Source organism: Nostoc sp. FACHB-888, assembly GCF_014696655.1.
Lineage (GTDB): Bacteria > Cyanobacteriota > Cyanobacteriia > Cyanobacteriales > Nostocaceae > Nostoc.
In genome coordinates this window covers 26,511-42,430 of sequence record NZ_JACJQM010000018.1, presented here as the reverse complement: position 1 = coordinate 42,430, position 15,920 = coordinate 26,511, and the positions used below count along the sequence as shown (strand labels likewise).

Here is a 15,920-nt window from a genome sequence, read left to right as displayed (position 1 = left end):
TAAGGTTTCATTTAAAACTCATTTCTTCCTTAAGGGGAACCACCGCCTGAACGATTTCCGCCACCACCAGTTCCTCTTCCGCCGCCAGCTCCTCTTCCTCCTCCTCCTAAACCAGGAAAAACTCCTCCTCGTGGTGTTGATTGCGGACGTGATCCTGGTGGAAAACTCAGTAATACTCTCTCGTTTCCTGTCAATCCAGACTTAACTTCGGTGAAGTTATTCACGGTAACGCCAGTCTCGATGCGAGTAAACACAGGTTTATTATTTGCTCCAGCCACAAACACACCTGTGGCATTGTCTTGGCGCACTACTGAGGCAGTTGGCACTACTAGAACATTTTCAACTTGACCAACTTGAAAATCTACTTCTACATTCATTCCAGATCGCAGTAGCCTTTGAGGATCTGAAAGTGATACTCTCACTTCAAAACTGGTAACATTTTGCTCTACTATTGCTTGGGCAGCAATTTGACTAACTTTACCTTCAAAGGTTTTTCCTGGGTAGGCATCTGCTTGAATTGAGACTTTTTGACCAAGGCGGATTTTGGAAATATTTGTTTCCGCTAAACTTGCGACAACTTCATTTGTTGAAGCTAAAGACAAGATTGAAGAAGAAGAAGAGGAAGCTACTTCACTACTAGCAGTTGTGGGTGTCACGAAAGCGCCGGGATCAGCAAACTTTTTTGTCACCACCCCATCAAAAGGGGCACGAATTACCGTGTCATTGATTTGGGCTTGGATGTTTTGTAGGGAGCCACGAGCAGATGTTACCTGGGCGCGGGCTGCGTCAATATCTTCTTGGCGCGTTCCGGCTTTCACAAGTGCCAAAGCTTGTTGTCTCTGCTTCACGACAGCTTGTGCTTGTTCGATGTCTTCTGGACGTGACCCAGCTTTTTGCAACCCTAGTGCTTGCTGTGCTTCATTTACACTAGCTTGAGCGCTGTCACGAGTGGCACGGATTTGGTTAAGAGTCTGAAGGGAAATACCGCCTGCATTGTAAAGTTGTTGATTACGGACAAAATCATCTTCTGCTTGGCGAAGGGCGGCTTGAGCGCTTTGCAAGCGTGCCTGTGCTTGGGCAATCTCTTGAGAGCGATTGCCTGCTTGTACCTTTTGCAAATTCGCCTGGGCTTCGTCTAATGCTCCTTGTGCTTGAGCAATATCTTGAGGGCGATTACCTGCGATCGCTTTTTGCAAATTCGCCTCGGCTTGTGCCAATTGTCCTTGAGCAGAGGTGAGTTGCCCCCGCAGGTTGGAATCATCCATATAAGCGACAATCTGTCCTTGTTTGACAATATCCCCTTCCTTAGCTAGCAGTGTTTTCAAGATGCCTGAATTTTTAGGGCTGAGGTTAATTGACCGCTCAGGCTTGACTGTTCCGTTGGCTGAAACTGTGATTGTTAAACTCTGCCTTTGTACAGGTCTTGTCAGCACTCGACGGCTGGCTTCTTGCCGGGAAACAACAGTTACTTGATAGTAAACTGCATAGCCAATTCCACCCAAGAGACAAAAAGCAATTAACCAAGACAGCCAATTACGTCTGCTCTTTTTTTGCTTTACCTCTGGAACCAAAATTGATGAATCTACGGTCTTGGATGTATCAATTTTCATATCTATTTTATTTAAAAAGAATGGTTACCAAGCTAATTTTTCACGGCTAAAACTATAGCCTGGTAGCCCTATACTGACAATTATTTTGAGTTTTTAGTGTTTTAAAGGTTTATTTGCAGTATCAATCCACTAGGAAGTCTGAAATAATTATCACGAACTCTAACTAATCTCCTAGATGGAACAATTTCTTGACTGGGAACAAGAATATCCCCGTTAGGAAGTCTGAAATAACCTTGATTACGCAATCTAACTACGGATCTAGCAGGAGTAATTTGCCCATTGGGATGTCTGATGTCACCATTACGAAGTCTGACTACTCTGCTATGGGGTTGGTTATTACGGTTCCAATTACGCCTATCTCTGGGGTTTCTGACTTCTCTATAGTTGCGTCTGCTGTTGCGATCCCAGTTCTGATTGCGATTGCCAACAACGTAAACTTTCGTCTGTGCAATTGCAGGCGCAGCCAAAAGAATGGGAACAACAATCAGCGCAGCAGCAGCTAAACCTATCGATACACGGTTTGGTTTCAACACGGAATTAACTCCTTATTGCATTAAAGTTCTATTCTGCTGAGGTTTGGATTCAGCAATCTTAGACAGTTGCTTTTGTTTTGATAATATTTAACTCTTCGTATAAATTCATACATTATAATTATTGATCAAAAAGTCCCAGCCTATGTATGACCAAAGTCATTAGTAATTCCAGACTGATGTATGACCAAAGTCATTAGTTTTTAATGGGAACTGAGAGGACAACGGGAATTAAGGTTTCTGTTAATACTTCTTTGTTCCTCCCTCCTGCCTTTGTTTGTAAGATTTTACTGCCGTCAATAGCGGAGATCGTTTAAGCTAGCTGAAAGATTCTTTGATTAGTGGCTTAAAGGCGGTAGTGTGCCTAAATATGTTCGTTTGATTTCTTTTCTAATGGCCTGTAGTTTGTGGAGTATGCCAAAAGCCGCTAACGCGCAGGCATTAATACCCCATACACTGCAATTAGATGCAACAAAGTTAGAGAAGCAGGGGTTGAGCTTGGCACAAGAGGCGGCTCAACTAGCTCAGTTTCAACAGGTTGAATTAGCTTTGCCACGAGCGCGGCTGGCTAGTCAACTAGCTCCGAAGAATGATAAGGTGTGGTTGCTCTTAGGTGGATTGCAACTGCAAACCAAAGAGTTTGACGCAGCGATCGCTAGCCTGAAAAAAGCGCAATCTATCAACCCCAAAAATGGTGATATTTTGTTTGCTATGGGTTCCGCTAATTTTCAGCAAAAAAATTACCAAGCAGCTGTTGTCAATTACCAAGATGGTTTGAAGTTAAAACCCAACGATCCAGAGGGGTTGTTTAATTTGGGTAATGCTTACTTTCTGCTGGGTCGGTTGCCAGATGCAATTACGCAGTACAACACAGCAGTCTCTCAAGATAAAAAATTCTGGCCGGCGCTCAACAATATTGGCTTAATCAACTACGAACAGGGTAATATCCCCGAAGCGATTAAGCAGTGGCAATCTGCTGTAACCCTTGATAAACAAGCCGCAGAACCTTTATTGGCTTTGGCAGTGGCACTGTATACTAAAGGCGAGCGCCAACAAGGACTAACCTTCGGAGAAGCCGCACTCCGCATCGATTCGCGCTATGCTAATTTGGATTTCCTCAAAGAAAATCTCTGGGGCGATCGGCTACTGTCTGATACGAAAAAATTCCTAGAATTACCCCGTATTCAAGCAGCCTTACAGCAACGAGAAAATTCATCATCAGCCCCTGAACAACAACCTACCCAATAATATAGGAGTTAGGAGTTAGGAGTTAAGAGTTAAAAGTAAATATTTCAACTCATAACTCATAACTTTCCTATTACCACTTGCCTAACAGTACCTTTTCGTAGTACATCTATACTAAATAAAAACAGGAGCTAGTCGCCCAAAAACGTTTGCGGACGAGTATTCCTGAAATAAGTCGTCAATTCTCAACAGTCGTCTGTGGGTAGAAATGCGATGATTTGGTCAACAAACTGCTGATGGTCAACAACTGGCTTAGAAATGTAGCCATCAGCACCGCTTTGTTTGAGAAAGTTTTCGCGATCGCCTTCCATAGCATGTGCTGTCACCAAAATAACAGGTAAGTTTGCTGTTTTTGGGTCAGATTTTAACATTTGTGTAATTTTGATTCCATCAACAGACTTACCTTGGTAAACACTTCTAGACAGAGAAACATCCATCAAAATCAGGTCGGCTTCTCCTGATTGGGCAATTTTTATTACTTCTTCGACATTTTCAGTGTGTTTCACTCCCAAGCCGCCACGTTTGGACAAAATCTTGGAAAAAACGCGAGCATTAATTAGATCGTCTTCGACAATTAAAACAGTTTTCATGAGAATTTTAGTTATAGAGGTAGAGGTAACGGGATTAGGCAATTCAAAATCAAAAATGAGAAAATGCAGTCATGGCAAGTATCCTGGCTATGGAGTCTATACAAATTAAGTGTGCAGCATATCATTCGATTAAAACAGCTACCTGCTATCTGTTTCCTTTTTAATAGTCAATGTACATCCTGTCATCAAGGATGATACTACTGCTTTTTCTTTTATGACTATCAATATTTTGTTAGGAATCCCATTTCATCCGTTATGCTGTGGTTGCTGCAATGTTGAGTTCCGACGGCTTTAGTGTAGTTAAATTTCAGGGAAAAAACTCATGGCAAAACAGTTAAACCTTCTCGCAACGGGACAGGTAATTACAACAGCCCTGCATACCGAGATGCAACGGTCTTATCTAGAATATGCCATGAGCGTGATTGTCGGGCGAGCGCTACCAGACGTGCGTGATGGCTTAAAACCAGTGCATCGCCGCATTTTATATGCCATGCACGAACTCGGTTTAGTACCAGATAGACCCTATCGAAAATGTGCCCGTGTAGTGGGTGATGTGTTGGGTAAATACCATCCCCACGGCGACCAATCAGTTTACGATGCCTTAGTGAGGCTAGTACAGGATTTTTCTAGCCGCTATCCTTTACTAGCAGGACACGGTAACTTTGGCAGTGTCGATAATGACCCGCCAGCAGCGATGCGTTACACAGAAACACGCCTCGCACCCATCAGTCATGAGGGAATGCTGACAGAAATTGGCGAAGAAACTGTGGAATTTGTCGGAAACTTTGATAATTCCCAGCAAGAACCAACAGTATTACCTGCTCAGTTACCGTTTCTGTTGCTCAATGGCTGTTCTGGTATTGCCGTGGGAATGGCGACGAATGTTCCACCCCATAACTTGGGGGAAGTTGTCGATGGGTTAATTGCCTTGATCGACAGCCCAGATTTGCCAGATGAAAAATTATTTGAGCTAATTCCAGGGCCAGACTTTCCCACTGGTGGAGAAATAATTGGTGAGACTGGAATTCGAGAAGCATACACCACAGGTAAAGGTGGGATTCTGCTGCGGGGAGTTGCGACTCTGGAGGAAATTCCAGCCGCTAGGGGAAGCAAGCGACGGACGGCAATTATCATTACAGAGTTGCCATATCAAGTAAATAAGGCCGCCTGGATTGAGAAGGTAGCGGACTTAGTAAATCAAGGACGCTTGCAAGGAATTTCTGATCTCCGGGATGAGAGCGATCGCGAAGGGATGCGGGTGGTAATTGAACTCAAACGCGATACCAATCCCCAAGAAGTTCTCCAGCATTTATATCACCAAACTGCTTTGCAAATGACTTTTGGGGCGATTCTCCTAGCAATAGTCAATGGACAACCGCGCCAGTTAAGTTTGCGTCAACTGTTGCAGGAGTTTTTGAGTTTCCGAGAAGAGACGCTAAACCGTCGCTACAATTACGAGTTGGGGAAAGCCCAAAGTCGTGTACATTTGGTGGAAGGTTTACTCAAAGCACTATCTAATTTGGATCAGGTAATTGAAATTTTGCGGCAAGCTCCTGATGGGAGTACGGCAAAAATTAACCTTTGTAGCCAACTAGATTTGACTGAGGTACAAGGAGATGCAATTTTGGCTATGCCGTTGCGCCGCCTCACTAGTTTAGAACAGCAAAATTTGCAGCAGGAATTTGAGCAGATAAGTGAACAAATTAGTTTATTAGAGCGATTACTCAACGATCGCCGGGAATTATTGAAGGTGCTGAAAAAAGATTTGCGATCGCTCAAGCGCAAGTACAGCGATCCCCGGCGTACTAAGTTAGCACCTAACGGCAGCGACACAAGAATACAAGAGGACAAAGGAACAAGAGGAGTAGAGGAAGAAGAATTTAAATCTTCTGAACCGGCAGAGGAAGCGATTTTAGAGTTTAGCCAACGGGGTTATGTGCGCCGCACCCAACCATCTGGGAAAAAGTCAAAAGTTGAAAATGGTTTGCATGATAATGACTTCATTATCCAAACTGTGTTGACTGACACAGAGAAAGACTTGCTAGTACTAAGCGCTAGCGGCAAAGTCTATCCTGTGAATGTGGGAGAAATTCCCCTAACTACTGGGCGTTCTCCACGAGGGAAACCTTTGATTACTATGCTCAGTAGTACTGCTCAAGGCGCTCAAGAAGCTGTGGTTAGCCGCTTTTTGCTGCCGGAAAATCTTGAAATTAAACAGATGATTCTCTTAACAAAACAGGGACGAATTAAGCGGCTGTCTCTGGGAGAATTTACTAACTTGACTCGACGCGGAATCACGATTTTGAAGCTCAAAGATGATGACGAATTGTCATTTACCCAGTTCGCCAAACCAGGGGATCATCTGATTTTAGCTAGTTCCGGTGGGCGACTGTTGCGCTTTGCAGTCAATGATGAACAACTACCGATCATGGGACGCACAGCGATGGGTTTACAAGCGTTTCGATTATTGAAAAATCAGCAAATGGTTGGCTGTGTCACTGTCGGGAAAGATGACCAGTTACTGCTAGTCACTCAAGAAGGATATGCCAAGCGAATGCCTGCGAGTCAATTGAGAGCGGCTAATCGCGGCGATTTAGGCACGCAATCGCTGAAATTTGCCAGCAAAACTGACAACTTAGCTGGTATGGTTATAGCGACGATCGCATCTGGCGAGGTAGCTTTAGTGACGAATAAAGAGCGTGTGGTGCGGATACCTGTGGAAACAGTGCCAATATTGGGCAGAGATGTCAAAGGTGAAAGTATCATCCAACTCAACCGTGATGAAAAAATCATCACCGTCGCTGAAGTGCGATCGTAAATCAGGGTGATGTTCAACTTGCGACAAGCCAACTTGCAGGATTTAGAGGCGCTAATTCAATTGCGTCTCAAACTCCTACGGGAGGCTGGCGATATTAAAGGTGACTCTGACACCGCAAACCTAGCACAAGCAACTCGAAAGTATTTTGCTGAAAAAATGCCGCAGAATGAGTTTTTAGCTTGGGTAGCAGAAGTGGATAGTCAAATTGTTGCCACTAGCGGCTTAGTATTTTTTCAAAGACCCCCTACAACGGTAATCTTTCAGGCTTAGAAGCCTACATTATGAACGTTTATACAATTCCGATGTGGCGAGGACAGGGAATTGCTACAGCACTATTAAAGGAAATTATCAGCTTTGTCAGAGCAACTGAGGTAAAACGCCTCTGGCTTCACGCCACTGAGGATGGTAAACGTATCTACGAGAAGCTTAGTTTTGTCTCAACTTCAAAAGAAATGGAAATTGTCTGGTACTGACCTAAATTATCAATATCTTCTTAATTTAAAATCATAAAATCTATAAATATAAGGCAATACATATAAATTATTTGATAAATAATCTCAATAGTATAATATTGTTTATAAGGCTAAAAGTTTGAGTAACACTTCTTTTATCTCAGTAAATCTCACTAAAGGCTGATGTTTTAATTTGTATAAATAGCTATCGCTGTTTATGTCAACCTATGGCAACAAAAGTATAAAAAATGTTGCTTTTATAAAAATATTTGTTATATTAGTTTACATAAGGCAATAAACCTTAAAAATTAAGTTTGGAGTCAGAACCATGACAAATGCAACTACAACAAAAGTAACCACTCCTGTAATTGAAGATCGCAACGCTTGGCGCTGGGGCTTTACTCCACAAGCAGAAATTTGGAACGGTCGCTTGGCAATGATCGGCTTTTTAGCAGCCGTTTTGGTTGAGCTTTTTTCTGGTCAAGGCTTCCTACATTTTTGGGGCATCCTATAAGTTTTAATATTTAAGATGACCTATAAATAAAAAAACCTGGAGTGCTAATTCACTACCAGGTTTTTATTTGTTTGTTATTAGTCAGTTGTCATTTGTCCTTTGTTTATTTACTAATGACCAATGACTAATGACCAATGAATGGCAATGACTACCGAATATATTCCTTGAGAACGCTGTTGCGATTTGGATGGCGTAATTTGCGGAGCGCTTTCGCTTCAATTTGACGAATCCGTTCGCGGGTGACGTTGAAAATCTGTCCGATTTCCTCAAGAGTCTTCATCCGACCATCATCCAAGCCGTAACGCAGTCTGAGAACATCGCGTTCACGAGGACTAAGACTGTCGAGGACTTTTTCAAGGTCTTCGCGCAGAAGATTTTTGGAAACTTGGTCTTCTGGTGTCTCACCATCGGATTCAATAAAATCGCCTAATCGAGAATCTTCTTCTTTACCAATAGGCGTTTCTAATGAAATTGGCAACTGGGCAGATTTAGCAATGAACCGCAACTTCTCAATGGTCATTTCCATCCGAGTAGCGATTTCTTCTTCAGTGGGTTTACGGCCCATTTCTTGAGACAGTAACTTGGTAGTTTTCTTAATCCGAGATATGGTTTCGTAAAGATGAACTGGAAGGCGAATTGTGCGGGATTGATCTGCGATCGCGCGGGTAATTGCTTGACGAATCCACCATGTAGCGTATGTAGAAAACTTATAACCTTTTTCGTGGTCAAACTTTTCAGCGGCACGAATCAAACCGAGACTGCCTTCCTGAATTAAGTCTTGGAACGACAAACCACGATTCATGTATTTCTTAGCAATTGAAACCACAAGACGGAGGTTAGATTGCACCATCTTGTCTTTCGCCCTGCGACCAACATGGAGGCGATAACGAAAGGCTGGTAGTGGCAGTTGTACTGCTTCTGCCCATTCACTATCTCGAGGATCGCGATCTAACTGTTCTGAGAGTCTTTCCCGCACCCTCTCTAATTCCAGCAAATCAGCGATTTTCCGCGCTAATTCAATTTCTTCGTCTGCCCGCAACAGCCGAATTCTACCGATTTCTTGCAAGTAAAGCCGAATTGAATCTTCGGTATAGTGCTTTTTCTTGCTTTGTGTCCGACGACGCGATTTAGCGGCTTTTCCAGACTTTGCGTCGTCCTCATCAGACTGAGGCTCTAAAAATTCCTCGTCACCTTCATCGATGATCAGCAAGTCCTCTTCATCGTCTATTAAGAGTTCTTCTAACTCGAGCTCAGGCTGATTTATTATTTCTAGGTCAGGCTGATATATGCTTTCGAGTACGTTGTTAGCCTGGTTCATGCCGCGTTCCTCATGCTCCTTGCAGAATCAATTACTCAAGATGTGTTTACTGCTCTTTTAAATGAGCTATTCATCAACCGAAAATAAACTTTTTGGACGATTTGCCAAAGATATTTTCGGACGTTTTACACCTCCGGTCGGAGGTTTTTTACTTTAGTTTAAGCGATTACTAAAAGTGACTTGCTCATCTTAGTAAATGTTATGTGTGTTGCTATCACACACTGCTTTCAACTAACTGGTCAAAAAAAAGACTCGTCTTTATCAAAAAATTTGCCACTCTATACTAATGAGTTCAGACTGTTGGCAGATTTTCCTAGAAAGACTCTTCCGATTGTAGCCTGTTTCACAGAAATTGCACTCTTTTTGTGTATTAATCATGAACGCCTAAAGCAATTATTAGTCACTATTACCAAAAAGACATTAAAAACGGGAGTTATACCCTTAAATTTTTCTCTACCTTTCGGAATTGCAGTGACCCTCTTATTACATTACAAAGTAAGTACCTTTGCTTTTGCCGAATTTCATGTATTTTACACAACATTAGTTACTTAGGAAGAGTGAATTATATGCTAACTCAGATGATAAGTCTCAATCTACCCATTTTACATTTCCTTCACAAATTACGCATTCCTTAGACTAAAGCTGGTTTTGACCTTGGGTAAATACAACAAGGGTGATGGTGCTTGCCTTAAAGCAGTTAACCTTCTGCGTACTAATTAGCTTAACTGAGGAGTTGAGGCTGTAGCAGAATCGATCTGATAGCAGATCAATTTAGGTTTAACTAATTTGGTCTTATTCACACGTTAGCGCACTGTGGCGATTTCAGCCCTATGAAACTTGACAAACTTTTCTTATTGTATACAAGGATATTTTAATCAATTCAAAAATGATTTGTCCTGCGAACTCGCAAATATAGTCCTATTTAAAGCAAAAGTTCATTAGATACATCCGATACAATAGCGATCGCGACGGCAGTACATGAAGATATTAACAAGTTTACTGCCAGATGGTGCCTGCTTCCAGTAGGCATTAGCTCGAACCAAGAGAACCCAAAAGGTTGCCTGATGATTTGGTTACAAGCTTGATGTGCGTATTATTTTTGTAAAAATCAATACTTTTGTTTCGGTAATCTTCAGTCATCTTAATTATGAGAAATCCTTGAAATACTTATTAATTGCTGCCTGATAGATGAGATTCAGTTATTTTCTTAAAGCATAACAAATGTGTTTCTAGCTGGCTGTTGAAATGAATCAGCCAGTCAGTGCAAAAATTATAATCTTAACTAAATTTCCAATAAAGTTGGTAGTTTAGCTAACACTAGAAGATTGAATTTTTGTAAAATATTGACAATAAGCAAATTATATGAATATTCACTAACTGAAAAATTGATAAATTTTGTATCTATGTAGTATTGAACTACACTTGTCTAGTAAGCCAACCTAATTTTTGAATTGATTGTTAGCGCCTAGTTAAGAGTCTGGGTGGCTTTCAAACGTACCCCTTATGAGCCTTGCTGAACTAAGGTGGGGTTGGAGTATTGTTTAGATTTGCGGGAAAATTAGGTGGCAGAAGTACTTGATCAACTATATGAACGATGCCGTTGCTAGCTGGAATGTCTGGCTGAGTCACTTTAACGTTGTTGACTGTGATTGAGTTGTTGGCACGATCAACCGTGATTTGAACAGGACTACCCTCAACTGTTCTAACTTGTCCAGATGTCAATTGCTGGGAGGTAATTGCCCCAGGTATAGTGTGGTAGGCTAGAAGCCTGACTAATTGTTGTTTGTTTGCTGGCTATAAGAGTTGGTTTAAAGTACCTTTTGGTAAAGCAGAGAAAGCGGCGTCAGTAGGAGCAAATACTGTGTAAGGACCAGGTGCAGCCAATTGTTCACTTAAGTCGGCAGCTTGCACTGCTTGGATGAGAGTTTTAAACTGTCCTTGACTAGCTGCGGACTTTGCCAGTTCTGCTAGATTTTGGGTTGCAATGGTAGGAGTTGGCGTGACGGGAGGGACAGTTGCGGTAGGAGTTTCAGCACGCTGGGCGCAGGCAGACAGAGCAACCAAGCTACTTATGCCAATAATATTGAACAATGCTTTTTTTACTATGCCTTTGCTCGCTTTCATCGCTTTGTGTAGAATCCAGTTAAATAGGGTATTAATAATACTTAATGAATTTATAAATATAGTCACTCATCTAACGAAATAGTTTGTAGTATTAAAAATGTCAATACAACTTACTGATATATTACCTAATTTGTAATCAGCCAAAATAAGTACTTTTTATAGTAATTTTGGATATAAAAAAGGTAATGGGTGAAAACGTATCACTCATTACCAATGTTACAAATTATTGGAGTCGTGCCAGAGAATCGATATTAAATATCTAAATCCGTGAAGTTGAGTTTAGAACCATAGGTTTCGATGAATTCTCGTCTGGGGGCGACGCGATCGCCCATTAAAATTGTGAAGATGCGATCGGCTTCAGCAGCGTCCTCAATTTCGACTTGCTTCATTTTGCGGGTTTCTGGGTTCATTGTGGTGTCCCAGAGTTGTTGTGGCATCATTTCACCCAAACCTTTGAAGCGTTGGATGGTGTAGTTAGCATTAGCAGGGAATTTAGCAATTGCTTGATCTTTTTCGCGATCGCTATAGCAGTACTCATGATTACGTCCCCGTTCTACTTTAAACAGTGGGGGACAAGCAATATAAATAAAGCCTTGTTCGATGAGCGCTCGTTGATATCGATAGAAGAATGTTAACAACAAAGTCCGAATGTGCGCCCCATCTACGTCAGCATCCGTCATGATGACTATGCGGTGATAACGCAGTTGGTTGGAATCGAATTCATCACCTTTGACACCTAAACCGAGTGCTGTAATTAACGATTGAACTTCGTTATTTTTATAAATTTTGGCATCGTCGGTTTTTTCAATGTTGAGAATTTTACCACGTAGAGGCAAGATAGCTTGAGTGCGGCGATCGCGTCCTTGTTTGGCACTCCCACCGGCTGAGTCCCCTTCCACGATGAATATCTCAGATTCGCTGGGATCACGAGAACTGCAATCTGCCAATTTACCAGGTAATGGCGAAGATTCCAGTACGGATTTGCGCCGAACTAATTCCCGCGCATGACGCGCTGCTTCTGCGGCTTTGAAAGCTTGGATAGCTTTATCTAAAATTGAGTCTGCGATCGCAGGATGAAATTCTAGGTACTCAGTCAGGACTTCTCCTACCAAAGAATCAACAATCCCTCGAACTTCAGTGTTACCGAGTTTGGTTTTGGTTTGTCCTTCAAATTCTGGATCTGGGACTTTAACCGAAATTACGGCAGTCAAACCTTCGCGGACGTGTTCGCCACTGAGGTTGGGTTCATTTTCTTTAATTTTATTGCGCTTGCGAGCGATCGCATTTAATGTCCTAGTCAGAACCGCTTTCAGCCCTTCTAAGTGCGTACCACCATCTACTGTACGAATATTGTTGGCGAAACCTAGAACATTATCCGTGTAAGCATCAGTACACCACTGCAAAGAAACTTCCACTTGTACGTTGTTGCGTTCCCCCTGCACATAGATAATTTCTTCATGCAGTGGCTGCTTCTCGCGGTTCATGTAAGCGATATATTCTTTAATACCGCCCTTGTAATTGTAGGATTCTACTTTCGGTGTATCGCTTTTTAGTAGTTCTAAACGGTGGTCAGTAAAGGTAATTTTGACACCTGCATTTAGATACGCCAATTCCCGTAGGCGACCTGATAAAGTGATGTAATCAAACTCAATGCTAGTTGTAAAGATTTGGGTATCTGGCTTAAAGGTGACAGAAGTTCCAGTTCTAGCTTCTTTGTAAGGCTTGACTTGCAGTTCACTAACTGGGATACCGCGTTCATAGCGTTGGAGATGAACCTTTTTATCTCGCCAAACTGTAACTTCTACAACCTCAGACAGGGCATTAACAACAGAAATACCAACCCCGTGCAATCCTCCAGAAACTTTGTAACCACCGCCGCCAAACTTACCACCGGCGTGCAGTACCGTCATCACGGTTTCCAAAGCCGATTTCCCGGTACGCGAGTGAGTATCGACGGGAATACCGCGACCATCATCTGTTACAGTTACGGAACCATCAGCGTTGATATCTACCTCTATATGAGTGCAATGACCCGCCAAAGCCTCATCGATTGAATTGTCCACCACCTCGTAAACTAAATGGTGGAGTCCTCGCGGCCCAGTGGTACCGATGTACATTCCTGGTCTTTTGCGGACGGCTTCCAGACCTTCCAGAACTTGAATCTGATCGGCACTGTAACTGCTCGTCATGTAAACTCTCCTGATGCGTGGGGTTGAAATCGCCTAAAGGCAAATAAAAGTAAAAACACTCCAAAATTGTAACACAAAAGCCTTGCTGGCGTCTGTAGGGCATTTTCTAGAGAAGTTTATACTGGGGTTGCACTACCGTGGAAGAGAGGCACAGGATCAGGGGAGGCAGGGGGCAGGCGGAGAATAGCTTAATGACTAATGACTAATGACTAAATTAATTGTGATTTGTGGGGCGACGGCAACAGGTAAATCTGGTTTAGCTTTGGCTTTGGCGATGCGGTTGGGTTCTGTAATTCTCAGCGCTGATTCTCGTCAAGTTTATCGTGAGTTTGATATTGGGACGGCAAAACCAACTGTGGCTGAACAAAAATTGGTGCCGCATTATTTAATAGATATCTGCGATCCAACAGACACGATGACAGTAGCAGACTACCAGGAGCAAACACAAGCCTTAATTGCTTCTGTTGATGTTACACCACTGTTTCTAGTTGGTGGCACTGGTTTATATATCCGTTCCATTGTCCAAGGGATGAAGATTCCGAGAGTTGCACCACAAATTGAATTGCGATCGCAGCTTGAATCTCTCGGTCAACCACAACTCTACGCCATGTTACAACAAGTTGACCCCGTTGCAGCACAAAAAATTCATGGCAATGATTCAGTACGAACTTTAAGAGCATTAGAAGTATATTATGTCACTGGTTATCCAATTTCAGAACAGCAAGGGGAGAATCCGCCCAATTATCCGATTTTGCAAATTGGTTTAGATTGCGATGTTGAAAAGTTGCTTGCTCGTATTCAACAGCGTACTGAGCAAATGATAGCGAATGGTTTGGTCGCTGAGGTGGAATATCTTTGTCAAAAATATGGCGCTGATTTGTCTTTGTTGAATACTTTAGGCTATCAAGAAATTAAGCAATATTTGGCTAGGGATATTTCCTTAGATGAAGCGAAAGAATTAACAATTCTGCATACGCGACAATTTGCCAAGCGACAACGTACTTGGTTTCGAGCATATCCACAAATTGAATGGTTTGATTCAGATGATTCTGATTTATTGGAGAAGGTTTGGCATCGGATCAATGAGTTTATAAGTTGCACAAGTTCGTGAGAATTATAAACTCATGCCAAGACACAAAAAACTTTGCGCCTTTACAGTGAGTGTTCTACAGATTGTCGATATCTACGCCCATAGCCCGTAGCCTATCTGCTAGTAATTGGGTGCATTTATTATCCAACCTCAGTTTGATGAGGCTGAGTGCTTTTATGGTGGGTTAGCCTGGGTAGAGATTGGTGGACAGGGTTACTGTATCGATAAGACTGGGAATTTTATTGATTAATGATTACTGTAAAATCTAATAACAGTTTCATTCCTCACTTTCACCTAACCAAAATTCATCAGGTAAAGGATCATTGAAGATTTAAACCTAGTACCCGTTTCTGGGGTGACTGTTGGGGGTGAGCATATTTTTGTGCTAAAAATTCAACAAAATCTAACACCTGTTGTTGCTGTTCGGATGCTAGGGTTTGCAGCTTTGCAATTAATTTTAAGGTGGAATCTAAAACTTGGTAAGTCATTTCACCCTCTGCTGTTAAATGCCTGACTCTATGTTACTGTAGCCCCACAATTAACAGAATATCTGAATCCTACCATCATTCAACGTACTCCTTAAGAGACATCGCAGCTTCCGTATTTAAATCAAGCGATCGCCTTTTACTCCCCCCTTAGCTGCTATTCTTGCAACAATAGTAAACACAGCCATCAACAGCAGCCTGTAAAATGCCATGACAGACACCGCAGTTAGCATTTCTCCCGCCGATATCGAAACCCTTGAGCAGTTATACACCTTCCGAGAGCATACCGAAGTTTTAGAATTTCTGGATAAACATCCGTTTCTCATCCCCGTGCTGCTAGAAGCACCTGACAAAATTCGCCACTACTTCCCTGACTCCCAACTATTTCTGGAAGTTGTTGTAGATCCAGAAAGTATTGATTGGGTGCAGTTGATACTATCTATTTTGATGAAGCTTGACCCCCATGAAGCAGTTGCAAGGCTCCATCAGTTTGACGAAAATTGGTCAAGAAGTCTTTCACACCAGGTGCATCAGCAATTTTTTACCACTCTCGAATACCCAGATGAGTTTTGATTGGTCACAATATCTTAATCTAGCCAAAGAACTCACCGATCAACCAACTACTCCTGCAAATCAGGAAGCTAAACTGCGTGATGCTATCAGTCGAGCATACTATGCAGCTTTTATCTTGGCGCGAAACTATTTGCGTGATCAAGAAGGAATATCAATTCTGAAAATAAGTGATGCTCACAGATATGTTTGGGAGCAATTCAAGCTTAATCCTCACCCACAACGTCAATTAATTGCCAATAACTTAAAACGATTGCGAGCATATCGCAATCAAGCAGATTATGTTGATAAATTTCCTGGATTGGCTGGCACTACAATAATAGCTTTAGATTTATCTGAGGAAGTAATTTCAATTTTAACCAGCCTGCAACATCTACCTTGAACT

15 protein-coding genes and 1 pseudogene are annotated in these 15,920 nt (G+C 42.2%); 9 read left to right on the top strand and 7 right to left on the bottom strand.

The features are described 5' to 3' along the window. Positions 1–29: 29 nt before the first annotated feature. Both H6G26_RS13835 and H6G26_RS13830 read right to left on the bottom strand, forming a co-directional pair. Positions 30–1,610: an efflux RND transporter periplasmic adaptor subunit gene (locus tag H6G26_RS13835; RefSeq protein ID WP_190729807.1), complete on the bottom strand. Its 1,581-nt coding sequence runs from the start codon at positions 1,608–1,610 to the stop codon at positions 30–32. 101 nt (positions 1,611–1,711) lie between these two features. After that, a complete protein-coding gene (locus tag H6G26_RS13830; protein ID WP_190729806.1) occupies positions 1,712–2,143 on the bottom strand; it encodes a hypothetical protein in 432 nt (143 codons plus the stop codon). A gap of 357 nt (positions 2,144–2,500) precedes the next feature. Between H6G26_RS13830 and H6G26_RS13825 the strand changes: the two genes are divergently transcribed. After that, positions 2,501–3,388: a tetratricopeptide repeat protein gene (locus H6G26_RS13825; RefSeq protein WP_190729805.1), complete on the top strand. Its 888-nt coding sequence runs from the start codon at positions 2,501–2,503 to the stop codon at positions 3,386–3,388. A gap of 182 nt (positions 3,389–3,570) precedes the next feature. Here the strand turns inward: H6G26_RS13825 and H6G26_RS13820 are convergent, their stop codons facing one another. After that, on the bottom strand, positions 3,571–3,975 hold the full coding sequence (locus H6G26_RS13820) for a response regulator (protein WP_190729804.1): 405 nt from the start codon (positions 3,973–3,975) through the stop codon (positions 3,571–3,573). A 322-nt stretch (positions 3,976–4,297) separates the two neighbouring features. Between H6G26_RS13820 and gyrA the strand changes: the two genes are divergently transcribed. From gyrA to H6G26_RS13800, 4 genes are all read left to right on the top strand, one after another. Further along, on the top strand, positions 4,298–6,793 hold the full coding sequence (gene gyrA, locus H6G26_RS13815; RefSeq protein WP_190729803.1) for a DNA gyrase subunit A: 2,496 nt from the start codon (positions 4,298–4,300) through the stop codon (positions 6,791–6,793). A gap of 9 nt (positions 6,794–6,802) precedes the next feature. Beyond that, positions 6,803–7,063 (top strand): hypothetical protein, encoded by a 261-nt coding sequence (locus H6G26_RS13810; RefSeq protein ID WP_190729802.1) that lies wholly within the window; start codon positions 6,803–6,805, stop codon positions 7,061–7,063. A gap of 11 nt (positions 7,064–7,074) precedes the next feature. After that, entirely contained in the window at positions 7,075–7,266 is a 192-nt protein-coding gene (locus H6G26_RS13805) for a GNAT family N-acetyltransferase (RefSeq protein WP_190729801.1), read from the top strand. 307 nt (positions 7,267–7,573) lie between these two features. Then, positions 7,574–7,759: a chlorophyll a/b-binding protein gene (locus tag H6G26_RS13800; protein WP_109009401.1), complete on the top strand. Its 186-nt coding sequence runs from the start codon at positions 7,574–7,576 to the stop codon at positions 7,757–7,759. Positions 7,760–7,907: 148 nt separating this feature from the next. Here H6G26_RS13800 and rpoD read toward each other — a convergent pair whose 3' ends face one another. The 3 genes and pseudogenes from rpoD to gyrB all read right to left on the bottom strand — a co-directional run bounded on the left by rpoD (position 7,908) and on the right by gyrB (position 13,390). Beyond that, positions 7,908–9,077: an RNA polymerase sigma factor RpoD gene (gene rpoD / locus H6G26_RS13795; RefSeq protein ID WP_100898539.1), complete on the bottom strand. Its 1,170-nt coding sequence runs from the start codon at positions 9,075–9,077 to the stop codon at positions 7,908–7,910. A 1,518-nt stretch (positions 9,078–10,595) separates the two neighbouring features. Continuing rightward, a pseudogene (locus H6G26_RS13790) lies at positions 10,596–11,201 on the bottom strand (fasciclin domain-containing protein). 251 nt (positions 11,202–11,452) lie between these two features. Further along, the gene (gyrB, locus tag H6G26_RS13785) at positions 11,453–13,390 is read right to left on the bottom strand and encodes a DNA topoisomerase (ATP-hydrolyzing) subunit B (protein WP_190729800.1); all 1,938 of its coding nucleotides are present in this window, start codon (positions 13,388–13,390) and stop codon (positions 11,453–11,455) included. A 205-nt stretch (positions 13,391–13,595) separates the two neighbouring features. Here gyrB and miaA point away from each other — a divergent pair, with 205 nt between their 5' ends. Then, a complete protein-coding gene (miaA, locus tag H6G26_RS13780; RefSeq protein WP_190729799.1) occupies positions 13,596–14,501 on the top strand; it encodes a tRNA (adenosine(37)-N6)-dimethylallyltransferase MiaA in 906 nt (301 codons plus the stop codon). 106 nt (positions 14,502–14,607) lie between these two features. Further along, positions 14,608–14,730, top strand: coding sequence for a WG repeat-containing protein (locus H6G26_RS44255; protein ID WP_190729798.1), 123 nt, complete (start codon positions 14,608–14,610; stop codon positions 14,728–14,730). A gap of 70 nt (positions 14,731–14,800) precedes the next feature. Here the strand turns inward: H6G26_RS44255 and H6G26_RS13770 are convergent, their stop codons facing one another. Further along, the gene (locus H6G26_RS13770) at positions 14,801–14,968 is read right to left on the bottom strand and encodes a DUF2281 domain-containing protein (protein WP_242053712.1); all 168 of its coding nucleotides are present in this window, start codon (positions 14,966–14,968) and stop codon (positions 14,801–14,803) included. 207 nt (positions 14,969–15,175) lie between these two features. Between H6G26_RS13770 and H6G26_RS13765 the strand changes: the two genes are divergently transcribed. Both H6G26_RS13765 and H6G26_RS13760 read left to right on the top strand, forming a co-directional pair. Further along, positions 15,176–15,538: a hypothetical protein gene (locus H6G26_RS13765; protein ID WP_190729797.1), complete on the top strand. Its 363-nt coding sequence runs from the start codon at positions 15,176–15,178 to the stop codon at positions 15,536–15,538. After that, positions 15,528–15,917, top strand: coding sequence for a HEPN domain-containing protein (locus H6G26_RS13760; RefSeq protein ID WP_190729796.1), 390 nt, complete (start codon positions 15,528–15,530; stop codon positions 15,915–15,917). The genes H6G26_RS13765 and H6G26_RS13760 overlap by 11 nt, the downstream gene beginning before the upstream one ends. The last annotated feature ends 3 nt before the right edge of the window (positions 15,918–15,920 follow it).